At 64.9% G+C, this 21537-nt stretch carries 18 protein-coding genes; 7 read left to right on the forward strand and 11 right to left on the reverse strand.

What is annotated here, in order from left to right; genetic code table 11:
- The first annotated feature begins 22 nt into the window (after nt 1-22).
- The 5 genes from yjfF to AB3X99_RS28170 all read left to right on the forward strand — a co-directional run bounded on the left by yjfF (nt 23) and on the right by AB3X99_RS28170 (nt 5130).
- The gene (gene yjfF, locus AB3X99_RS28150; protein WP_083245333.1) at nt 23-1162 is read left to right on the forward strand and encodes a galactofuranose ABC transporter, permease protein YjfF; all 1140 of its coding nucleotides are present in this window, start codon (nt 23-25) and stop codon (nt 1160-1162) included.
- A 233-nt stretch (nt 1163-1395) separates the two neighbouring features.
- Entirely contained in the window at nt 1396-2499 is a 1104-nt protein-coding gene (locus AB3X99_RS28155; RefSeq protein WP_069265838.1) for a sugar ABC transporter substrate-binding protein, read from the forward strand.
- 27 nt (nt 2500-2526) lie between these two features.
- Complete coding sequence (locus AB3X99_RS28160) at nt 2527-3540, forward strand: ABC transporter permease (protein WP_342949030.1); 1014 nt, start codon at nt 2527-2529, stop codon at nt 3538-3540.
- Nucleotides 3540-4349, forward strand: a complete 810-nt coding sequence (locus tag AB3X99_RS28165) for an ATP-binding cassette domain-containing protein (RefSeq protein WP_069265836.1) — start codon at nt 3540-3542, stop codon at nt 4347-4349. Before AB3X99_RS28160 ends, AB3X99_RS28165 begins: the two co-directional genes overlap by 1 nt.
- 55 nt (nt 4350-4404) lie before the next feature.
- The gene (locus AB3X99_RS28170; RefSeq protein ID WP_069265835.1) at nt 4405-5130 is read left to right on the forward strand and encodes a FadR/GntR family transcriptional regulator; all 726 of its coding nucleotides are present in this window, start codon (nt 4405-4407) and stop codon (nt 5128-5130) included.
- 65 nt (nt 5131-5195) lie between these two features.
- Here the strand turns inward: AB3X99_RS28170 and araH are convergent, their stop codons facing one another.
- The 7 genes from araH to AB3X99_RS28205 form a co-directional block, all read right to left on the reverse strand.
- Entirely contained in the window at nt 5196-6206 is a 1011-nt protein-coding gene (gene araH, locus AB3X99_RS28175; RefSeq protein ID WP_368618770.1) for an L-arabinose ABC transporter permease AraH, read from the reverse strand.
- 27 nt (nt 6207-6233) lie between these two features.
- Nucleotides 6234-7772 carry an L-arabinose ABC transporter ATP-binding protein AraG gene (gene araG / locus AB3X99_RS28180; protein WP_141710724.1) on the reverse strand — a complete coding sequence of 513 codons (1539 nt, stop codon included), beginning with the start codon at nt 7770-7772 and terminating at the stop codon, nt 6234-6236.
- Nucleotides 7773-7827: 55 nt separating this feature from the next.
- Nucleotides 7828-8832 (reverse strand): arabinose ABC transporter substrate-binding protein, encoded by a 1005-nt coding sequence (locus AB3X99_RS28185; protein WP_069265832.1) that lies wholly within the window; start codon nt 8830-8832, stop codon nt 7828-7830.
- Between the two features lie 56 nt (nt 8833-8888).
- Nucleotides 8889-9818 carry a Gfo/Idh/MocA family protein gene (locus AB3X99_RS28190; RefSeq protein WP_368618771.1) on the reverse strand — a complete coding sequence of 310 codons (930 nt, stop codon included), beginning with the start codon at nt 9816-9818 and terminating at the stop codon, nt 8889-8891.
- Nucleotides 9819-9874: 56 nt separating this feature from the next.
- Entirely contained in the window at nt 9875-10804 is a 930-nt protein-coding gene (locus AB3X99_RS28195) for a dihydrodipicolinate synthase family protein (RefSeq protein WP_069265830.1), read from the reverse strand.
- A 40-nt stretch (nt 10805-10844) separates the two neighbouring features.
- Nucleotides 10845-12200 (reverse strand): MFS transporter, encoded by a 1356-nt coding sequence (locus tag AB3X99_RS28200; protein WP_368618772.1) that lies wholly within the window; start codon nt 12198-12200, stop codon nt 10845-10847.
- 75 nt (nt 12201-12275) lie between these two features.
- A complete protein-coding gene (locus AB3X99_RS28205; protein WP_368618773.1) occupies nt 12276-14027 on the reverse strand; it encodes an IlvD/Edd family dehydratase in 1752 nt (583 codons plus the stop codon).
- Between the two features lie 166 nt (nt 14028-14193).
- On the opposite strand from AB3X99_RS28205, the gene AB3X99_RS28210 reads away from it, so the two are divergent.
- Together AB3X99_RS28210 and AB3X99_RS28215 are read left to right on the forward strand one after the other, a co-directional pair.
- Nucleotides 14194-15177 carry a LysR substrate-binding domain-containing protein gene (locus AB3X99_RS28210; RefSeq protein WP_069265827.1) on the forward strand — a complete coding sequence of 328 codons (984 nt, stop codon included), beginning with the start codon at nt 14194-14196 and terminating at the stop codon, nt 15175-15177.
- 34 nt (nt 15178-15211) lie between these two features.
- A complete protein-coding gene (locus AB3X99_RS28215) occupies nt 15212-16072 on the forward strand; it encodes a class I SAM-dependent methyltransferase (RefSeq protein WP_368618774.1) in 861 nt (286 codons plus the stop codon).
- A gap of 78 nt (nt 16073-16150) precedes the next feature.
- Here AB3X99_RS28215 and AB3X99_RS28220 read toward each other — a convergent pair whose 3' ends face one another.
- From AB3X99_RS28220 to AB3X99_RS28235, 4 genes are all read right to left on the reverse strand, one after another.
- Complete coding sequence (locus AB3X99_RS28220) at nt 16151-16990, reverse strand: tetratricopeptide repeat protein (protein WP_368618775.1); 840 nt, start codon at nt 16988-16990, stop codon at nt 16151-16153.
- Entirely contained in the window at nt 16987-17913 is a 927-nt protein-coding gene (locus tag AB3X99_RS28225) for a Ku protein (RefSeq protein WP_368618776.1), read from the reverse strand. The genes AB3X99_RS28220 and AB3X99_RS28225 overlap by 4 nt, the downstream gene beginning before the upstream one ends.
- 76 nt (nt 17914-17989) lie before the next feature.
- Nucleotides 17990-20506, reverse strand: coding sequence for a DNA ligase D (ligD, locus tag AB3X99_RS28230; RefSeq protein ID WP_368618777.1), 2517 nt, complete (start codon nt 20504-20506; stop codon nt 17990-17992).
- Nucleotides 20507-20735: 229 nt separating this feature from the next.
- The gene (locus tag AB3X99_RS28235) at nt 20736-21476 is read right to left on the reverse strand and encodes a 3-ketoacyl-ACP reductase (RefSeq protein WP_069265823.1); all 741 of its coding nucleotides are present in this window, start codon (nt 21474-21476) and stop codon (nt 20736-20738) included.
- Between the last annotated feature and the right edge of the window lie 61 nt (nt 21477-21537).

Genomic DNA, 21537 nt, shown 5'->3' on the forward strand with positions numbered 1-21537 from the left:
ACCCATTCGGGGGAAGCCGAGCATGAACCGCCCTGCCCTGTCCTTTTCGAACACGCTCGCAGCGTGCCGGCGCGGCGCCACCCGCTTCGTCGATCCGCGCGTGCTGCCCATCGTCGTGACCGTCGTGCTGTTTGCCGTGCTGTTCGGCTTCGGCTCGGTCATGTACACCGGTTTCTTCTCGCTTCAGGTGGCCTTCGGGCTGCTGGTCGACAACGCGTTCCTGCTGATCGTCGCCATCGGCATGACATTCGTGATCATCTCGGGCGGCATCGATCTTTCGGTGGGCGCCGTGGTCGCGCTCACGACAATTCTCTGCGCCGTAGGCACCGAGAAGCTGCACTGGCCTGTGCTCGTGGTCGTGCCGCTCGTATTGCTCTGCGGCGCGCTGTACGGCGCGGCAATGGGCGCGCTGATCCACTTCTTCCGGCTGCAGCCTTTCATCATCACACTCGCGGGCATGTTCCTCGCGCGCGGCACCTGCTTTCTCATCACCACCGAATCCATCCAGATCAACGACCCCGGTTTTCACGCGCTCTCCGAATTCAACATTCCGGTGGGCAGCGGCTCGCTCACCACCGGTTCGCTCACGGCCATCGCCATGCTCGTTGCGGGCATCGTCATCGCGCACTTCACGCGCTTTGGGCGCAACGTCTACGCGATCGGCGGCAACGAGCGCTCCGCGCTGCTCATGGGCCTGCCGGTGGCGCGCACCAAGATCGGCGTGTACGCGCTCTCGGGCTTTTGCTCGGCGCTCGGCGGCGTGGTGTTTACGCTCTACGTGCTGTCGGGCTACGGGCTGCAGGCGCAAGGCATGGAACTCGACGCCATCGCCGCGACCGTGATCGGCGGCACGCTGCTCACGGGCGGCGTGGGCTATGTGATCGGCTCGGTGTTCGGCGTGGGCATTCTGGGCACGATCCAGACGCTCATTACCTTCGACGGCACGCTCAGCTCGTGGTGGACGCGCATCGTGATCGGCGCGCTGCTCTGCGCGTTCTGCCTCATGCAGCGCGCAACCGAGCGCCACGCCGCGCGCCGCAAGTCCACCGGCACAGGCCGCGGCGCCCCGCGCACCACGCGGCCGCAAGCCGCCGCGCCGATGGACCAGGCCAAGCTCGCCAGCCCGCCGCCGCACATGCAGGAGGCGAAGGGCGGTGCGTAAGCCGCTTGTCATGGACGATCGTCGCCATGGCAGCGCGTATGGAGTAGTTACGGGTATACATGGATTAGGAGGCCTCATCACGCTGCACTAAGATTTTTGCGGTACCGTCGGCGCCTGGCGAACCCATGTTCGCTGCGGATGTCTAGCGCGTTCCCCCGGTACTGGCCAGTATCTGCACGCTTTTCGACGAAAAGTCGCCTACATCGACCACGATGACAAGACCGGAGGAAAACATGGCGCAGGATCGGGATGACGCAAAAGACGGTAAGGGCTTGATCGACACGGGCCGGCGCGGCCTGATGCAGGGTGCGGGACTGGGCGCGGCGCTATCGCTGCTCGGTGCGGTTGGCGGCGGCGGATTCATTTCCACGGCGCAGGCCGCCGAATCGGGCTTCCCTTCGCACAAGAAGTGGAAGATCGTGTTCGTCAATCACGTCACCACGAATCCGTTCTTCGTGCCGACGCAATACGGCATTCAGGACGCGTGCTCGCTGCTCAACATGGACTACCAGTGGACCGGCTCGGCCACGTCCGACGCGGGCGAAATGGTGCGTGCCGTGAATTCGGCCATCGCCGCGAAGGCCGATGCGATCGCAGTGCCGATCGTCGACCCCACCGCTTTCGACAAGCCCATTCAGGCGGCGCTCGACGCGGGCATTCCGGTCTTCGCCTATAACGCCGACGCGCCGCGCGGCAAGAAGAACCCGCGGCTTGCCTATATCGGCCAGGACCTGTATCTCTCGGGCTACCAGATGGGCGAGCGTATCGTGAGCCTGATCGACAGCGGCCTCGTCGGCCTCTTCATCGCCACGCCTGGCCAGCTCAACATCCAGCCGCGTCTGGACGGCGCGAGCGACGCCATCAAGAAGTCCGGCAAGAAGATCGACATCCAGACCGTGGCCACGGGCGCGACCGTCAACGAAGAGCTTTCGAAGATCAAGTCGTTCTACCTGGGCCACCAGGACCTGAAGGGCATGTTCGCTGTCGATGCGGGCAGCACGCAGGGCGTCGCGCAGGTGATGAAGGAAAACAACCTGCCCTCGAAGGGTGTGCACGGCGGCGGCTTCGACCTGCTGCCGACCACGGTCCAGCTCATCCACGAAGGCTATCTTGACTTCACGATCGACCAGCAGCCGTACGTGCAGGGCTTCTATACGGTGATGCAGGCGTTCGTGACGCTCGCCTCGGGCGGGCTGGTCGGGCCGGCCGACACGAACACGGGTCTGAAGTTCGTGACGAAGGAAACCGTCGAGCCGTACCTCAATACCTCGACGCGTTTCGAAGGCAAGACCACCAAGCCGCAAATCGTGCCGATGAGCGGTGCGATCAAGTCGTAATGAACCCAGTGCAATGAACTACGAGTGATGAACTCTGTGAACGAAACCGGCAAGGCTGAAGTCTCCGCGCGGGCTGTTGCCCGCCCGCGCGGGCAATGGCTCTCCGCGTGGGCGCCCGAGTTGCGTATTCTGCTCGTGGCGATGATCCTCGCGGCGTACTTCGAATTTTCCAACCGGGATTTCCTGCTCACCAACGCGAGTCTCGTCAACCTCTCGCAGTTCATCGCGCCGGTGGCGATCATCGCGTTCGGCGAAATCATGCTGATGATCGGCGGCGACATCGATCTTTCAGCCGGCATGGTGTTCGCCTTCGCGCCGTTCATGATGGTGTTCGCCAACGACGCAGGCGCGCCCATGTGGCTCGCCGTGATCGCGGGGCTCGTGGCCGCGGGCATCGTCGGCTTCGTGAACGGGGCCGTGACCGTGTGGCTGCGTCTGCCCTCGTTCGTCACGACGCTCGGCACGCTCTTCCTCATCAACGGCATCACGCTCACCATTTCGCGCGGCACCCCGGTGCAGACGCCGGGTTCGCCCGAATTCGCGGCCTTCATGGGCGCGTGGGGCTATAGCGAGATCCTCTGGACTATCGTCATCGCGTTTGCCATGCACGTGCTGCTGCGCCACACGCGCTGGGGCCTGCATACGCAGGCGGCCGGCGCGAATCCGCTAGGCGCGAGCGAGGCTGGTATTCACGTGAACCGGCTGCGCCTCGGCAATTTCATCATTGCCGCCGTGCTCGCGGGCTTCACCGGCATTCTGGAAGGCTTTCGCATCACCTCGATCGACCCGCAGGCGGGCGGCAACCAGATCATGTTCCTCGCCGTGGCTTCGGCCGTGATCGGCGGCACGCCGCTCACGGGCGGCTCGGGCACGATCGTGGGCGGCCTGATCGGCGCAGCGGTGCTCGGCATTCTCAACGACGGCTTCACGCTCATCGGCATCAACGCGTTCACCTTCAACATCATCCTCGGCGCCGCGATTCTCGCCGCCATGGTCTTCAACATCCACGTTGGGCGCCTGCGCCGCAAAGGGAGCCGATGATGGACGAATCGCAAGCCTCCCCCGGCGGCGCAACCGCCACGGCCAACGCCCCGCTCGCGGTGCGCGGCGAGAACATCGTCAAGCGCTTCGGCGCGGTCACGGCGCTCGACGGCGTTTCGCTCACGCTCGGCCGCGGCGAAATCCTCGGCATTCTCGGCGACAACGGCGCGGGCAAGTCCACGCTCGTGAAAATCCTCACGGGTTTTCATCAGCAAACGAGCGGCACACTGCAGATCGACGGCAGCGAGACGCTGCTGCGCTCGGTGGACCATGCGCGCTCGCTCGGCATCGAATGTGTTTATCAGGACCTCGCGCTGGCGAATTCGCTGAGCATTTACCACAACATGTTCCTGAACCGCGAGATTGTGCGGCGCGGGCCCTTCAAATTGCTCGATCACAAGCAGATGCGCCAGCGCGCGGCGCAACTGCTCGACGACATCGGCGTGCACGTGCCCTCCGTGGACCTGCCTGTGGAGCGGCTTTCGGGTGGTCAGCGCCAGGCGATCGCGGTGGCGCGCGCCGTCCATTCGAACGCAAAAATCCTGTTGCTCGATGAGCCGCTCGCCGCGATGGGAGCGCGCGAAGCGGGTCTGATCATCGATCTCATCATGCGTTTGAAGGAAAAAGGCGGCCTATCGATTATCATGATCATGCACAACTATGCGCAGACGCTCGATATTGCGGATCGCATCATGTTGATGCAGCGAGGCCGCGTGACATACGAGCAGCACAGCGCCAATACATCGGTGGCTGAACTGATGGATATCGTGCGGCGGGAATATCGGGCCATGCGCACCACCAGCGCGTAATGGTTCCCACATACAGGGGGGACGCTCCGATCGGGTAGCCCCCGGCCGGACAATCATGGATTACCGCAATCTAGAGAAACGCAAGAGCATGCACGCGCGCATCGTGCAGGAGCTCGGCATGCAGATCGTAGGCGGCACGCTCGCCCCCGGGCAGCGCCTGCCGCCCGAACCCACGCTGTGCGAAACCTACGGCGTGAGCCGGCCCGTGCTGCGCGAGGCCACGCGCGTGCTGGTCGCCAAGGGTCTCGTGGTGTCTAAGCCGCGCGTGGGCAGTGTCGTTCGCCCGCGCGAAGAATGGCACATGCTCGACCCCGACGTGCTGTACTGGACCGTCAACAGCATTCCCGAAGGCGAGTTCTTCCGCTCGCTCATGACCGTGCGGCAGATCATCGAACCCGCCGCCGCGGCACTTGCCGCGATTTCAGCAAACGACGAAGACCGCGCCCGCATCACCGCGGCCTACGCCCGCATGGAGCAGGCGGAGACTGCCGCCGACCTGCTCGAACCCGATCTGGAATTCCACCGCGCGATCATGGCCGCCACGCATAACAACATGCTGGCGTACATCGGCAACATGCTCTCGCTCGCGCTTTCCGAGTCGATCAAGCTCACGAGCCGCCATCCCAACACACACGCCCTTTCGTTGCCGCGCCACAAGGCGATTCTCACGGCCATCGAGCACGGCGACGCGCTTGCGGCGCGGCAGGCGAGCGTCGTGCAGCTCGACAATGCGCGCGCCGACGCCAAGTCGATTCTGGGCGGGGCGGGGCTGGAAACCTGAGGCTCGCAGACTGAAGCGCCGCCGCACCTGGGCCGCATTGCGCGGCCCATCGACGCTCGCTTGCCTCACACCGCCCGCTTGCTGCGGCGGAACTGGTCGAACAGCACCGCGAGCAGCAGGATGCCGCCGCGAATCAGGTACTGATAGAACGTCGGCACGTTCATGAGGCTCATGGCGTCCTGCACCGCGCCCATGATGAGCACGCCCACCAGGACGCCCGAGATCGTCGCCACGCCGCCCGTGAGCAACACGCCGCCCAGCACGCAGGCCGAGATCACGCCGAGTTCGAGGCCCACCGAAGTCTTCGGGTCGCCGAGGCTCATGCGCGAGGCCAGCATCACGCCCGCGAAGCCCGTAATGAGCCCTTGCAGCACGAACACCGTGATCTTGATGCGCGTGACCGGCAGGCCGGCAAGCCGCGCCGCTTCGCTGTTGCCGCCCACCGCCAGCACGTTCTTGCCGAACACGGTTTTCTTGAGCAGGAAACCGAACACCACGAAGCCGATGATGTTGCTCCAGATCGGGTACGAGATGCCCAGGAACGAGCCGCCGCCCAGATCGAAGAAGCGCTCTTCCGAGATCATCACGGCGTCGCCGTTCGAGGTGAGGAAGGCGAGGCCGCGCACCGCTTCCATCATCGCGAGCGTGGCGATCAGCGAGTTGATCTTGAAGCGCGCGATCAGCACGCCGTTCACGAGCCCGACCGCGCCGCCCGCGAGCACGCCGGCCGTAATGCCGAGCAGCACGCTATGCGACTGCGTGATGACCGTGGAGGCCACCACGCCCGCGAACGCCACGATCGAGGCGACCGAAAGATCGACCTCGCCCAGCGCGAGCACGAACATCATCGTGACGGCAATCGAGCCGATCAGCGTGACGGAGAGCAGCAGGCCCTGAATGTTGCGGGTCGTGAGGAAGTCGGGCACCGTGGCGGATAGCACCGCGAACAGCACCACGAACACCACCACGATGCCCGATTTGTTGATCATGTCCCACGCCCGCGCGCGCTGGGGGGTAATCGGCGCGGCGGCTTCGTTGACGGTAGGCGTGCCCTGTGGCTGCATGGCTTCACTCATTTCTGGTTCATCGTTACAAAAAGGATTTCAGCGCGGCAGCGCCATCTTGATCAGTTCGTCGGGCGAAGCTTCGGCTTTCGGCAGGCTGCCGGCAATCCGGCCTTCGCGCATGACGATGATGCGGTCCGACACGCCGATCACTTCGGCCAGGTCGCTCGACACCATGATCACGGTCTTGCCCGCTTCGGCGAGCTCGTACAGCAGGTTGTAGATCTCGGCGCGCGCGCCCACGTCGATGCCGCGCGTGGGCTCGTCCATCAGGAACACCTCGATGCGCTCGGCGAGCCAGCGCGACAGAATCACCTTCTGCTGGTTGCCGCCCGAGAGCGTGCCGATGGCCGTGTCGCCGTTGCGCGTCTTGATCGCGAGCTTCTTGATGTAGTCCTGCGCGAGATCGCGCTCGCGCCGCGCGTCGAGGAGGAAGCGCGCGGGGCTGAAGTGGCGGCGCGCGCTGATGTTCAGGTTGTCGGCCACCGAGGCGATCGCGACGATGCCTTCCTGCTTGCGGTCCTCGGGGCATAGTGCGAGGCCCGCGCGCACGGCGTCGCGGGGGCTCGCGAAATTGACGCGCTTGCCGTCGAGTTCGACATGCCCCGCGCTGGCGCGCGTCGCGCCGTAAATCAGCTTCATGAGTTCCGAGCGCCCGGCGCCCACGAGCCCGAAGAAGCCGACGATTTCGCCGCGCCGCGCCGTAAACGATACCGGCTCGGCCAGGCCGGGACCCAACAGGCCCTTCGCTTCGATCAGCACGTCTCCCGCCTGGCGCGGACGATAGCCGTACACGTCCTCGATCGAGCGGCCCACCATCGCCGCAATGAGGCGATTGCGGTCGAGATCGGCCACCGAGTCGAACGTCTCGATGCGCTTGCCGTCGCGGAACACCGTCACGCGGTCGCAGAGCTCATAGACTTCGTCCATGCGGTGCGTGACGTAGATGATCGCGCGGCCATCCGCTCGCAGCGCGTTGATGATGCGAAAGAGGTTCTCCGTCTCGCGCGCCGAGAGCGAGCTGGTCGGTTCGTCGAAGGCGATCACGCGCGCGTCGCGCATGAGCGCCTTGCCGATCTCGATCATCTGGCGCTGGCCGATGGAGAGATTCTTCACCGGCGTGCGCGGATCGATGCGCTCGCCAAGCCGCTTGAGTTCATCCATCGCGCGCTTGACGAGCGTGCCTTCGTCGAGCACGCCGAGGCGATTGGGCAACTGCCCGAGCATCAGGTTTTCCGCCACCGTCAGCTCGGGCACGAGATGCAGTTCCTGATAGATGATCGCGATACCCGCTTCGAGCGCCGCCTTCGTGGTCGTGAAGCGGTGCTCCACGCCATTCAGCTCGAGCGTGCCTTCCTGCGGCTGGTTCACGCCCGAGAGCACCTTGAGCAGCGTGGATTTGCCCGCGCCGTTCTCGCCCATCAAGCCGTGCACTTCGCCGGCACGCACTTCCAGCGCCACGCGGTCGAGCGCGCGCACGCCCGGGAAGCTCACGGTAATGCCGTCGAGCTCCAGGTACGCGCGATTCCCCTGTTGAGCGCCCTTCACCGCGTTCGCTTGCGCGTTCGCATCAGTCATCGTTTCAGTCATTGCATCCCTGCCCTTTGCTTCGCCTCAGTCTTCTACGCAGTCCTTAGATACCCAGCTCGCTGCGCACGGCCGTCCAGTTGTCGCGCGTCATCAGCTTGCCGGTGGTCTGCGTGTCGGCGGCCGGCTGCTTGCCGTCGCGGATCCACTCGACGAGGTTCTCGGCGCTTTCCTTGCCGTGGTTCGTCGAGCTCACGGCGATCGTGCCGTAGAAGCCCGTAGGCTGCTTCTTCTGGAACTCGGCGAACGCTTCGCCTGCGCCGTTGATGCCCACGCCGATCACGTCGGCCGACGGAATGTGCAGCTGTTCGGTCGCGCGCACGGCGCCCAGCACGCTTTCCTCGTTGAGCGCGAACACCACCCACTTCTTGATGTTCGGATGCTGGGCGAGCACCGGCGACGCCGCATTGAAGCCGCCTTCGTCGTCGGTGGTCTTTTGCGGGGCGTCGAAGATGTTTTCCTTCTTGAAGCCGCCAGCCAGCAGCGATTGCGTCGCGCCGTCCGTGCGCAGCTTCGCCGTGGGCAGTTCATAGTCGGTGATACGCAGCGCACCCACTTCTTCCGGCTTCCAGCCGCGGCGCTTCATTTCGTCGGTGATCGCCTGGCCGACCTGATTGCCGATCTTGAGCGCCGACATACCGAGGTGCGGCACGCTGGCGATCGGCTTGCCCGACGAGTCGACGAGCTGGTCGTCCACCGTCACGAACTTCATGTTGTAGCGCTTGGCGCGCGCCTGGATGGCCGGTCCGAGACGCACGTCCGGCGCGCAGATCACGAAGCCTTGTGCGCCTTGCGCGCCGAGGTTGTCGATGGCGGCGAGCACCTTCTCGCCGTCCGGCGTGCCGATGTTCACCACCGAGAAGTTCTCTTTCTGGCCGAGTGCCGTAGCGGCCTTCTGCTCGTTGATGAACCATGCCTGCTCCGGCATCTTCACGAGGAAGCCGATCTTCACGGGCGAGTCGGCGTGCGCCGCCACGTTCATGCCGAGCGGGGCGATGCACATCGCCGCGAATGCGGCACGAAGGGTCAAACGGCGGATCTTGCTGGTCATGCTCCTGTCTCCTCAGGTGTGGTGTGCTGCGTGTGTAATGCTTGAAAGAAGCGTCTTTAATGCCCGAAGGCCTCGACTTCGACGTGCCTGCCGAGCAGGAACGCGTCCGCCACGAGGCGCAGCGGGCGCACGTCCACGTCGTCGGTGCCGTGGGCGATCAACCAGTGAAAACGCTCATAGAGCGCCGCATATTCCCGTTCCGCGTCGAGCGCGACCGGCTCGCCCGCAATCGCGAGGCGCTTGCCGCCTTCCGCGATCGAGAGCAGGCCGTCCGTGGTCTCCACATCGATTTCCCATTGCTCGACCGGACCGTGGCGCCAGTCGAACTCGGCGCGCACGGGCACGCCATCGGTGTCGATGCAATCGAGTTCGGCTGCGATCGGCGTCGAGCAATCGCTCGGCACATGCAGCGTCGCGCCCTGCAGCAGCACTTCGCGCGGCAGGATGCGCGTGACGATGGAAAGCGCGTTGATGCCCGGATCGAACACGCCGAGGCCGCCCGGTTCCCAGATCCACTGCTGACCCGGATGCCAGCGGCGCACGTCTTCCTTCCAGCGCACGTGCACGGCGCGAATGGTGCGCTCGGCGAGCCACGCGCGCGCGGGTTCGACGGCGCTCGCGCAGCGCGAATGCCACGTGGTGAACAGCGTGCGGCCGCGCTTTTGCGCGAGTTCGCGCAGCGCCTCGACTTCGCTCACGCTCGCGCCAGGCGGCTTTTCGAGCATGACGTGCTTGCCCGCTTCGAGCGCGGCGCGCGCCTGCGCGTAGCGCACCTGCGGCGGCGCGCACAGCGACACCGCGTCGAGATCGGACTCGGCGGCCAGCAGCGCACCGATGTCCTTGTAGTTGCGCACGTTCTCGACCTGCGCGTTGCGGCTCGCGCTCGCGACGAGTTCGAAGCCGGGATTGCCCGCGATGGCGGGCAGATGCTGGTCGCGCGCAATCTTGCCCACGCCGACGATACCCAACGTATAGGACGCTTTCATGACGTATCTCCGCCCCTTCTTTTCAGGGAGATTTTTTATTCTGCATGACGAATGATTTATTTACCCCAGCGCAACACGAGCGGATCGAGGCGGCGCGCGATGTCGATCAGTTCGGCGCGCGTCGCGGGATGCATCGCGGGCAGCGGGTGGCGCGGCAGTTCGCACTCGATTACGCCGCCTTCCTTCATCAGCGACTTGCAGGCGAGCATGCCCGCCTGGCGGTTTTCGTGATTGATGAGCGGCAGCCACTTCTGGTACAGCGCGAATGCGTCGTCGGTGCGGCCTTCGCGGTGGGCTACGATGATCGGGCGAATACCGTCCGGGAAGCCGCCGCCCGTCATCGAGCCGGTCGCGCCGGCGTTCAGGTCCGCGAGCAACGTAATGGCTTCTTCGCCGTCCCACGGGCCTTCGACGGCCTCGCCCGCCAGCTTGATCAGCTCGCGCAGCTTGTTTGCCGCGCCCGGCGTTTCGATCTTGAAGTACGAAACCTGCTCGATCTCGCGCGCCATGCGCGCGAGGAACGGGGCGGAGAGCACCGTGCCGCTCGCAGGCGCGTCCTGGATCATGATGGGAATGTCGATCGCATCGGACACGCGCGCGTAGAAGTCGTAAATCTGCTGCTCGGGCACGCGGAAGGTCGCGCCGTGGTACGGCGGCATGAGCATCACCATCGCCGCGCCCTGCTCCTGCGCGCGCTTGCTGCGTGCGGCGGCAACCGGCGTGCCGTAGTGCGTGGTCGTCACGATCACGGGCACGCGGCCTGCCACGTGCTCGAGTACGGTGCGCGTGATGACTTCGCGCTCGTCGTCGGAGAGCGAGAACTGCTCCGAGAAGTTCGCGAGAATGCACAGGCCGTCCGAGCCCGCGTCGATCATGAAATCGACGGCGCGCTTCTGGCTTGCCAGATCCAGTTCGCCCGTTTCGGTGAACGTGGTCGGCACGACGGGGAAAATGCCCCTGAATCGGGGCGTACGGCTCGTAGTCATGTCTTCAGTCCTGCTTGAGAAAGAGTGTCAGGCCGCGCCTTCACGATTCGCTCGCCAGCTCTCCCGTGCTGCGGCGAGGCGTGCGCAGCACCGCGCGCACGGCGAACGTCACGAGCACCGCGAACACCAGCGTGGCCGCGAGAAAGTAAAGCCCGGCCGCCAGGCTGCCCGTCGCGTCCTTGATGAGCCCGATGCCATAGGGGCCGAGATAGCCGCCGAGATTCGCGAGCGAGTTGATCGTCGCGATCCCCACGGCCGCGCTCGCGCCGGTGAGGAACTCGCCGGGCAGCGCCCAGACCACGGCCTGAATCGAGTAGATCGAAAAAGCGCTCAGGCAGATGAACAGCAGTTGCAGCGCCGGCGCGTGAAACCACGCGCTCGCGGCCATCGTCAGCGCCGCGACGCCCGAGACCACGACGATGTGGCCGTAGCGTTCGCGATGCTTGTCCGAATGGCGCGGCACGATCAGCAAGCCCGCTACCGCGAACAGATACGGCACCGCGGAAAGCAGGCCCGCCGTGGAATCGCTCACGCCGAACGCCTTGATAATGGTAGGCAACCAGAGCGACAAACCATAGATGCACAGCGGAAACGGCAGGAACAGCAGCGCAAGCAGCAGCACGCGGCGGTCCTTGAGCGCGCTGAATGGGTTGCGATGCGTGTCGAGGCGGTAGGTGCGCTGGTCGGCGGCGAGTTCGCGCGCGATCCAGCGGCGCTCAGTGTCGTCGAGCCAGCGTGCATGCGCGGGCGATTCGGGCAACAGACGCAGCGTGGGAATGCACAGCAGCACGGCAGGCAGGCCGCTCACGACGAAGAGCGTCTGCCAGCTCGACATGCCGAAAAAGCCGTGCGTTTCGAGCAGCGCGCCCGCGATCGGGCCCGTGACGATGCCGGCGATGGGCTGCGCGAGCACGAGCAGGCCGATCACGCGCGCGCGGTGGCGCATGGGGAACCACTGCGTGAGGAAATACAGGATGCCGGGATAGAGCCCGGCCTCCGCCGCGCCAAGTAGAAAGCGCAACGCGTAGAAGCTCTTCGGGCCGCTCACGAGCGCCATCAGCATCGTGATCACGCCCCACGTGAAGAGGATGCGCGCGAACCACACGCGCGCGCCGAAGCGCGCGAGCGCGAGATTGCTCGGCACTTCGCAGAGGAAATAACCGATGAAGAAGAGGCCCGCGCCCAGGCCGTAGGCGGCGTCGGACAGGCCCACGGCCGCGTTCATGTGCAGCTTCGCGAAGCCGACCACGGTGCGATCGACGTACGCCACCACATAGATCAGCGCGAGAAAAGGCAGCAGCCGGCGCGCGATATGGCCGACGATGTGCTTTTCCTCGCTGCTGGCGCTTACCAGTGCAGCGGGGCTTTCGTGTTGCAGCACCTGCGGGTTCGTCATCGTGTCTCCAGGCTCGTTTCTTCTCTTTTGCTGCGCTCAGGGCGCCGGCGCGCCCTGGCTCATTGCGTCAACCGCTCAGTGCGAATGCCGCGGCACCGCTGACCCGCGCTTGCCCACGAGGAAGTCGAGGTCGCAACCCTCGTCGGCCTGCAGCACGTGATCGACGTAAAGGCGCGCATAACCGCCCTTGCCCAGCTGCTCCGCCACGCCGGGCGCGGCCGCCGGATCGACATCGCTCAGACGGCGCGCGAGTTCCTCGTCGCTGATGTCCAGATGCAGGCGGCCCGATTCGCAGTCCAGCTCGATCCAGTCGCCGTTGCGCACCGCCGCGAGCGGGCCGCCCGCCGCCGCTTCGGGCGCCACGTGCAGGACCACCGTGCCGTAAGCCGTGCCGCTCATGCGCGCATCGGAAATGCGCACCATGTCCTTCACGCCCTGGCGCAGCAGCTTGGGCGGCAGGCCCATGTTGCCGACCTCGGCCATGCCGGGGTAGCCGCGCGGGCCGCAGTTCTTCATCACGAGGATGGAGTCCTTGTCGACGTCGAGCGACTCGTCGGCGATCGTCGCCTTGTAGTGGTCGAAGTTTTCGAACACCACGGCGCGGCCCCGATGCTTGAGCAGCTCGGGCGTGGCCGCCGAAGGCTTGAGCACGGCGCCGCGCGGCGCGAGATTGCCGCGCAGGATACAGATGCCGCCGTCCGCGATCAATGGGTTGTCGAGTTGACGGATCACTTCATCGTTGTAATTGGGCGCCTCGCGCACGTTGTCCCAGATGGACTTGCCGTTGACCGTGAGCGCATTGGGATGCGGCAGGAGGTTCGCTTCGCCGAGCCGGCGCAGCACCGCCGGCAGGCCGCCCGCGTAATAGAACTCTTCCATCAGGAAGCGGCCCGACGGCTGCAGATCGACGATGGTCGGCGTGTTGCGGCCAATGCGCTGCCAGTCTTCCAGTTCGAGATCGACGCCGATGCGCCCGGCAATCGCCTTCAGGTGAATCACGGCGTTGGTCGAGCCGCCAATCGCGGCGTTGGTGCGGATGGCGTTCTCGAACGCTTCACGCGTGAGGACCTTCGAGAGCTTCAGGTCTTCCAGCGCCATCTGCACGATGCGGATGCCCGACATGTGCGCGAGCACGTAGCGGCGCGAATCGACGGCGGGAATCGCGGCGTTGTGCGGCAGCGAAACGCCGAGCGATTCGGCCATGCAGGCCATCGTCGAGGCAGTGCCCATGGTGTTGCAGGTGCCCGCCGAGCGCGACATGCCCGCTTCGGCCGAAAGGAACTGATGCAGGTTGATCTCGCCCGCCTTCAGCTCCTCGTGCAGCCTCCAGACGACCGTGCCGGAGCCGATGTCACGGCCTTCGTGCTTGCCGTTGAGCATCGGGCCGCCGGTCACGACGATGGCGGGCACGTCCACGCTCGCCGCGCCCATCAGCAGCGCGGGCGTGGTCTTGTCACAGCCGCACAGCAGCACGACGGCGTCGATGGGGTTGCCGCGAATCGCCTCTTCCACGTCCATGGAGGCGAGATTGCGCGTGAGCATGGCCGAGGGACGCAGGTTCGATTCGCCGTTCGAGAACACCGGGAATTCGACCGGGAAGCCGCCCGCTTCATAAATGCCGCGCTTCACGTGCTCGGCGAGCTTGCGGAAATGCGCATTGCAGGGCGTGAGTTCCGACCAGGTGTTGCAGATGCCGATGATCGGGCGACCATCGAATTCGTGATCGGGAATGCCTTGATTCTTCATCCAGCTTCGGTACATGAAGCCGTTCTTGTCCGTGGTGCCGAACCACTGTTGGGAGCGCAGTTTGGGTTTGGTATCCGACATCGTATTCGTTGTGTAGAGCGAGTAGTTCGCCGAGTGCTTAGAGCGATGGATTCGGGACAGTCTACGGAGAAGTCTGATAACCTCCTAATGAAATAATGGACGCTTCCGATATCGAAATCGGCATTGGTATAAACACCTAAAACTATTTGGGAAATCAGGCGGAGACATGCTCGATACGAGCCCCTGGTACGTGCGCACGCGGCTGAAAACGCGGCAATTGCTCCTCGTCGTGGCGCTGGCGGAGGAAGGTAACATTCACCGCGCGGCGGCGGCGCTGAACATGACGCAGCCCGCCGCCTCGAAGCTCCTGCGCGAGCTCGAAGACATGCTCGGTGCGGTGCTGTTCGAACGCATGCCACGCGGCATGCGGCCCACGCTGTACGGCGACGCGCTGATCCGCCACGCGCGCGCCGTGCTCGGCAGCCTGGACCAGGCGCAGGAGGAGCTTAGCGCGCTCAAGGCCGGGCGCCTTGGCCACGTGGCGGTGGGCGCGATCACCTCGCCGGGCGTGCGCGTGCTGCCGGCGGCCGTTGCGGCGGTCAAGCGCACGCATGCGAACCTGCGCGTCTCCGTGGAGATCGACGCCAGCAACGTGCTGCTCGAACACCTGGCGCAAGACAAGCTCGACGTGGTGCTGGGCCGCCTGTCCGCCGAGCACGACAAGCTCCAGTTGCGTTACGAACCGCTCGCGGGCGAGCCCGTGTGCGCCGTGGTCCGGCCGGGGCACCCCATGCTCGTGGCGGCGCAGGACGAAGCCCGACCGATCGCGCTCGCCGACATCGCGCGCGCCACGTGGGTCGTGCCGCCCGTTGGCAGCGTGCTGCGCCACCGCTTCGAGCTGATGTTCCAGCGCGCGAGCCTCGCGCCTCCATCGAACGTTGTCGAGACTCCCGCGCTGCTGTTCATCACGCGCGTGCTGGAGCAAAGCGACATGATCGCCGTGCTCACCGAGGACGTGGCGCGCTACTACGCGGCGCACGGCATGGTCGCGATCCTGCCCGTGCCGATGGATTGCCAGATGGACGACTTCGGCATCATCACGCGCGCGGACGGCCTCCTCACGCCCGCGGCGAGCGTGATGATCGAGGCGTTGCGGCAGGTGAGCGCCGACATCTACGGGACACACGGCCGCGAGCCAGGCGCGCGATAATCGTGCGACGAAACCCGCGTGAGAGGACCGAACCATGCCCGCCAGCCATCCCGCCGCTCCCGACAGCACCGCCACACGCGTCGCGCTGTGGCGCGCGCTGCACGTCCAGGTCGACGATGCGCCCCACGTGCTCGAAGACGAAACCGGCATGCAGATCGCCGCGCCGGAGTCGAACTGGCGCGAGCGGCCCGATATGCACCCTGCAGGCACGCGCGGCTATCGTGCGTCGATCGTCGGGCGCGCGCGCTTTGTCGAGGACCTCGTGGCCGAGCAGACCGCGAAAGGGCTCGCGCGGCAGTACGCGATTCTCGGCGCGGGACTCGACACGTTCGCCCAGCGCCACCCCGAAATCGCCTCGCGCCTGCACGTGTACGAAGTGGACAGGCCGGGCACGCAGACATGGAAGCGTCAGCGGCTCATGGAGCTGGGGTATCGCGAGCAGGCGTGGCTGCGCTTCGTGCCGGTGGATTTCGAAGCCGGGCAGACGTGGTGGGAGCGGCTCGCCGCGGCTGGGTTCGATGCCGCGAGTCCCGCGGTGATCGCCTCGACGGGCGTTTCCATGTATCTCACGCGCGAGGCGAACCTCGCGACGCTGCGGCAGATCGCGCAACTCGCACCGGGCTCGACGCTCGTCATGACCTTCCTCCTGCCGCTCGAACTCATCGACGAGCCCGAGCGTTCGCAGCATGCCGCCGTGTATGAACGCGCGAAGGCGGCGGGTACGCCGTTCGTGAGCTTTTTCGCGCCCGATGAGATGCTTGCGCTGGCAAGCGAGGCCGGGTTGCGCAATGCGCGTCATGTTTCGACCGCGGATCTCACCGCACGTTACTTCGCAGGACGAAGCGATGGGCTGAGGCCGGCTAGCGGGGAGTCGATTCTGGTGGCGACGGTTTGAGGCGGGGTTGTCGCGGTCTGTGCGGGGAAAGCTGTGTTTTTGCGCACATGCCGGCCAACTTGCCACCTTCTGCACGGTCTAGGTAGTCAACCGTCGATACGCGCTCAAATGACGAACCAAACCCTGCGGGTCGCCACGTCTTTCGAGCAGCATGGCCAGGTTGTGGTGAGCGTCCGCGTACGTCGGGTCGAGTTCGAGGCAGCGCATATAGCTTCGCTCGGCGTCTTCGAAGCGTCCCAGCTCCTCGAACGCAATCGCGCGATTGAAGTGCAACACGGCATCGTCGGGAAAGTGAGCCAACGCCTCATCGAATACATGCAGCGCATCTTCGCACCGGGATTCGAGTTCACACAGCAGCGCGCCCAGGTCGACGTAGGCAGGATAAAAAGGTTGCGGCGATAGCGCGATAGCCTTCTTGTACGCCCGTTCAGCGCCGTTCACATCGGATGCTCTCAACTGTTCGCCGAGGTCGTACCACTCCTGCGCCTGATGCGCGAGATTCTTTTGCGCAGGCGCCGAGTCGAGAAACACGACATCGCCCTTGATCTGCGCCACTTCGAAATCCAGCAGGAACTGACCGGTGGCGGCATCCCACTGCGAAGGACCCGTTCGCACGGCCACGTTGTTGCCGACTGCCGATACGCGAATCCCCGTAAGCGGTAACTGATCGGGCAACTCGTCTCTGAGCCGCGTGAGCGCCCTGATGATCTTGCGCGGTGGAATACGCGCATCGCGCAGCTGCAACGCCGTACGCAGCAGCACGACGTCCTGGAACGTGAAGCGGTAGGCGTTTCGCGGTCCGCGTGACGGGTTCACGAATCCTGCAGCAATGAGGCCCGATACCACCCTCCGGGAAACGCCAAGCATGGCCTGCAACTCGCGCATCGAAATTTCGCGCGCGGCGACTTGTGGCGTCACTTGCGTGCCCGCACCCTGGCAGGCGCTTCGGCGGGCGCCTTGGCGGCACGCGCCGGCGGCTTGCGCGTCCTGGGCGCGACAGGCAGTTCGGTAACGGGCTCCGCGCTCTTGCTACGCTTGGGCGCCGGAGCGGTCTTCGCTTTCGCGCCACCCTTCAAACTCGCCCGCAACGCATCCATCAGGTCGATAACCTGTCCGCCACCCGCAAGCTCTTCGCGAGCCTCGTGAACGACGACCTGCTTGCCTGCGATCTTTTCGTCGATGGCTGCGAGGATGCGCTTCTTCTCTTCGTCTTCGTACGCAGTTGGGTCGTAATTGTCCTCGGAGCCCTGCTCGATAATCTGCAGCGCGAGTTTCATCTCGGTATCGGATACGTCGACATGTTCGACATGGAGATCAGCCAGCGAGCGAACCTCGTCGGCGTACAGCAATTGCTGAAAGACGAGCCCATCTTCTTCGGGGCGCACCTGCACGATCCGCGTCCGTCCTTTCGACGCCCATTTCGCCAACGCGCAGCGACCGCTCTGCACGAGCGCCTGCTGCAAGAGGCTATACGGCTTGCCGCCGCGCTTGTCGGGTGCAATGTAGTAGGCCTTGTCGTAGAAGACCGGGTTGATCGCCTCTTCCGGGATGAAGGCCATGATTTCGACGACATGGCTCGCAGCGTCTTCCAGCGCCTTTAGCTCATCGGTGGTGAAGACCACGAAGCGGTCCTTTTCGAATTCGTAGCCCTTGTTCATGCTCGAGCGCTCGACGACATCGCCCGTCTTCTCGGAGACGTATTGCTGCTTCACGCGCGAGCCGTCGGGCGCCAGCATGTGAAACCGGATGTCGGACGAACTCTCGGTAGCGGTATAGAGCTTCACCGGAATCGAAACGAGCCCGAAGGACAGCGTCAGGGAAGCAATTGAGCGGGCGGGCATGGACTTCTCCTCGCGGATTTGCAGGTTCGGCACGTCGCTCACGCAAAGCGCGTGCCGCCGCCGACCGGCGGTCGTTTCATTTTAGGCGCTTTATCGCCGGTGCCAACGATTGCGCCCCCGACCAGTAATCGGCCCACGGGTCCTGCTGCTGGAAGCTCAGATACTCGCGGGCCGTTTGTACGGTCCACTGCGCCCCGCTCTTGAGGTCATTCAACTGCTCCCAGGCGACCGGCATCGAGACGCCCATCCCGGGTCGCGCACGCGCGGAAAATGCCGCAGCGGTGGTCTGCGCCTTGCCGTTGCGCAGGTAGTCGACATAGACCTTTCCGACCCGGTTCGAAGCCCCGGCGGTCGCCGAAAAGCGCTCGGGAATCGTCTTCGCCAGATGCCGCACGAATGCCTGCGAGAACGACTTGACCGCATCGTAGTCCAGCCGCGGCGCAAGCGGCACGACGACGTGCAAGCCCTTTCCGCCGCTCGTCTTCAGCCAGGCGTGCAGCCCCAGTTCCGACAACAACGTTTGAACCAGCAGCGCCGCTTCCTGAACGCGTCCCCATTTCACGCCCTCGCCTGGGTCCAGGTCGAAGATGACCCTGTCGGGCTTGTCGAGTCGTCGAACGGTCGAATTCCAGGTGTGAAACTCGACGGCGTTCATCTGTGCCGCCGACAGCAGCGCATCGACCGTGTCGACGCTCAAGAGGGGCGGATGATTCGGCCAGAGACTGCGGTCGTGAGCCGTCAATCCGGGCATGCCTGTTCTCTCGGCATGCTTCTGAAAGAACAGGTCTTCGGCGATGCCTGCGGGCGCGCGAACCATCGCAATGGGCCGGGCTTTCAGGTGAGGCAGCATCCGCTCCGCGATGCTCGCGTAGTAGCGCACGAGGTCCGCCTTCGTGACACCCGTCGATGGGTCGACGACGCGTTCCGGATGCGTGATTTTCAGCTTCAGTTGCGGCTCCGGCGCCTGCGTCTTCCCCCCCTCCCGGACGACGCCGCCTGGCGGCTTGTCGATGCGCAGACCTCTGAACGAGGCCTGCCGGATGACGCCATCGGCAGTCCAGTCCGCGAATTCGACCTCTGCGACGAGTTCAGGGCGAACCCACCGCTCACTGCCGGCCGAGCGCCGGGCCCACCGGCGCGACCTCGCGACGTCGACTTCAAAGGGTGCTGCATCGACTTCGAGCGGCGTCAGCCGCGCCCACAGGTCCCGCGCGATCCTGGCGTCCCAGCCGGTGCCGACGCTTCCAGCGTCGCGAAGCCTGCCGTCTGCGTAATAGCCAAGCAACAGGCTGCCAATCTCCCCGTCTTTGCCGCCTCGGGCCGTGAACCCGCAGATGACCAGTTCCTGCCGGAGCCGGGATTTTGCCTTCAGCCACGTCTGGGTCCGCCCCGACTCATAAGGCGCGTCGCGGCGCTTGAGCATGAGGCCTTCCAGGCCCAGGCCCGAGGCGGCCTCGAACAGTTGGGTCGGGGGCGCCTCGAAGTCCTCGCTGAACCGGATGTGCTCACCGGCATCGTGAAGAAGCTGCGCGAGCAGCATGCGCCTCGACCACAGCGGCACCTTCCTGAGGTCTTTCCCGTCGAGGTACACCAGGTCGAACAGGAAGTAGACGATGTCTTGATTCGCGTTGCCGTCTATCGCATCTTGCAACGCAGCGAAACTGGGAAGGCCGTTTTTGAGGACGGTGATTTCGCCATCCAGCCACGCGCTGTTGAGCGCAAGCGCCTCGACCTCTGCTGCAAGCGCGGGAAACCTCGCTGTCCAGTCATGACCGCCTCGTGTGATGAGTCGCACACGGCCTTTGGCGACGCGGGACAGCATGCGATAGCCGTCGAGCTTGGCTTCCGTTACCCAATCACCGCTTGTGGGAAGTGATGGCGCCAGGGTCGCGAGTTGGGGCTCGAGCCTGGCAGGCAACGGAGCAGACACCGCCGCGCAAAGGTCGATCTCCGACGATTCGCTGCGCGCAGGCCTCGCTGCCCGCGGCGCACGTTCCTCGATGAGCCCGAGCGGCTTCGCCGTCACGCTATCCGGAAGCGCCTTGATGACATCGTATTCGGCAAGCGGCTGCGCCCAGGCATCGCGCTTCTTGAACAGCATCCACTGGTCTTGCCTGTCGCCGGGCTTCGATATGCGGACCAGCTCCCAGAGTCCGGCAAGTTTTTCGCCGTGGAGACGGAAGACCAGCTTGCCCGCAGTCATCCCCTCACGCGGATCACCGACGGGTTCCCAGGTGCCACGGTCCCAGACGATCACGTCGCCAGCGCCGTATTGCTTTGCCGGAATCGTGCCTTCAAAACCCGCGTAGTCGGCAGGATGGTCCTCCACGTGAATGGCCATCCGTTTTTCCTTCGGGTCGTAACACGGACCTTTGGGTACGGCCCATGAGAGCAATACCCCGTCGAGTTCGAGCCGGAAGTCGTAGTGCAGCCGGCTCGCCCAGTGCTTCTGCACGACGAAGCCCAGATGTCCATTTTCAACGGGCGAGCTGGCAGCCGGCGGCGCCGGTTCAGGCGTGACACTGAAATCCCGCTTTTTTCCGTAGCGGGAAAGCGGCGGTGATGACGGATTGCGGTCGCGGGTCGAGGCCATGACGATAGTCTAGGAAGAACTCTCGCCTGGTGCGTCGCAAGTGGAACGCGTGGCGCGAATGCGCGAGCGCGCTTGCCACATGTGCCCTGCGCTGCGGTCGCCGGCCGCCGCTTCCAGACCCAGCACAAAACCGGCGCCCCAAAATACGAGGCGGGAGCCGGCATTTCGCCGCTCCCGCCAGATCACTTCGTTGTGCTCACAAGCACCGCGCAAGAAGCCGCGGCAATGCTCAGCTCATGTGCAGTCCGCCGTTGAGCGAGAAGTCCGCGCCGGTCGAGAAACCTGCTTCGTCGGACGCGAGCCACGCCACGATCGAGGCAATTTCCTGCGGCTCGCCGAGGCGCCGCACCGGAATGCTGTCTACGATCTTCGAGAGCACTTCGGGCTTCACCGCCTTCACCATGTCCGTGCCGATATAGCCGGGAGAAACGGTGTTGACCGTCACGCCCTTGGTCGCCACCTCCTGCGCGAGCGCCATGGTGAAGCCGTGAATGCCGGCCTTGGCCGTAGAGTAATTCGTCTGACCGAACTGGCCTTTCTGCCCGTTCACCGACGAAATATTGATCACCCGCCCAAAGCCCCGCTCGATCATGCCGTCGATCACCTGCTTGGTCACGTTGAAGAGGCTCGTGAGATTGGTGTCGATCACCGCGATCCAGTCTTCGTGCGTCATCTTGCGGAACACGACGTCGCGCGTGATGCCGGCGTTGTTGACCAGGATGTCGATCTCGCCGACGTCCTTCTTCACCTTCTCGAACGCGGCAGCCGTGGAGTCCCAGTCGGCCACGTTGCCTTCGGACGCGACGAACTCGTAGCCCAGCGCCTTCTGCTCGTCGAGCCAGCGCGCCTTGCGCTGCGAGTTCGGGCCGCAGCCCGCGACCACCGTGTAGCCATCCTTGTGCAGACGCTGGCAGATGGCCGTTCCGATGCCGCCCATGCCGCCGGTCACGTAGGCAATACGCTTTGCCATAGATCCTCCTTTTGCTTTAGGGGGTAGGTGAGTTGGGAAAGACTCTGGAGGATGGAGTCAG

The organism is Paraburkholderia sp. BR10882, from assembly GCF_040948855.1.
Taxonomy (GTDB): Bacteria; Pseudomonadota; Gammaproteobacteria; order Burkholderiales; family Burkholderiaceae; genus Paraburkholderia; species Paraburkholderia nodosa_A.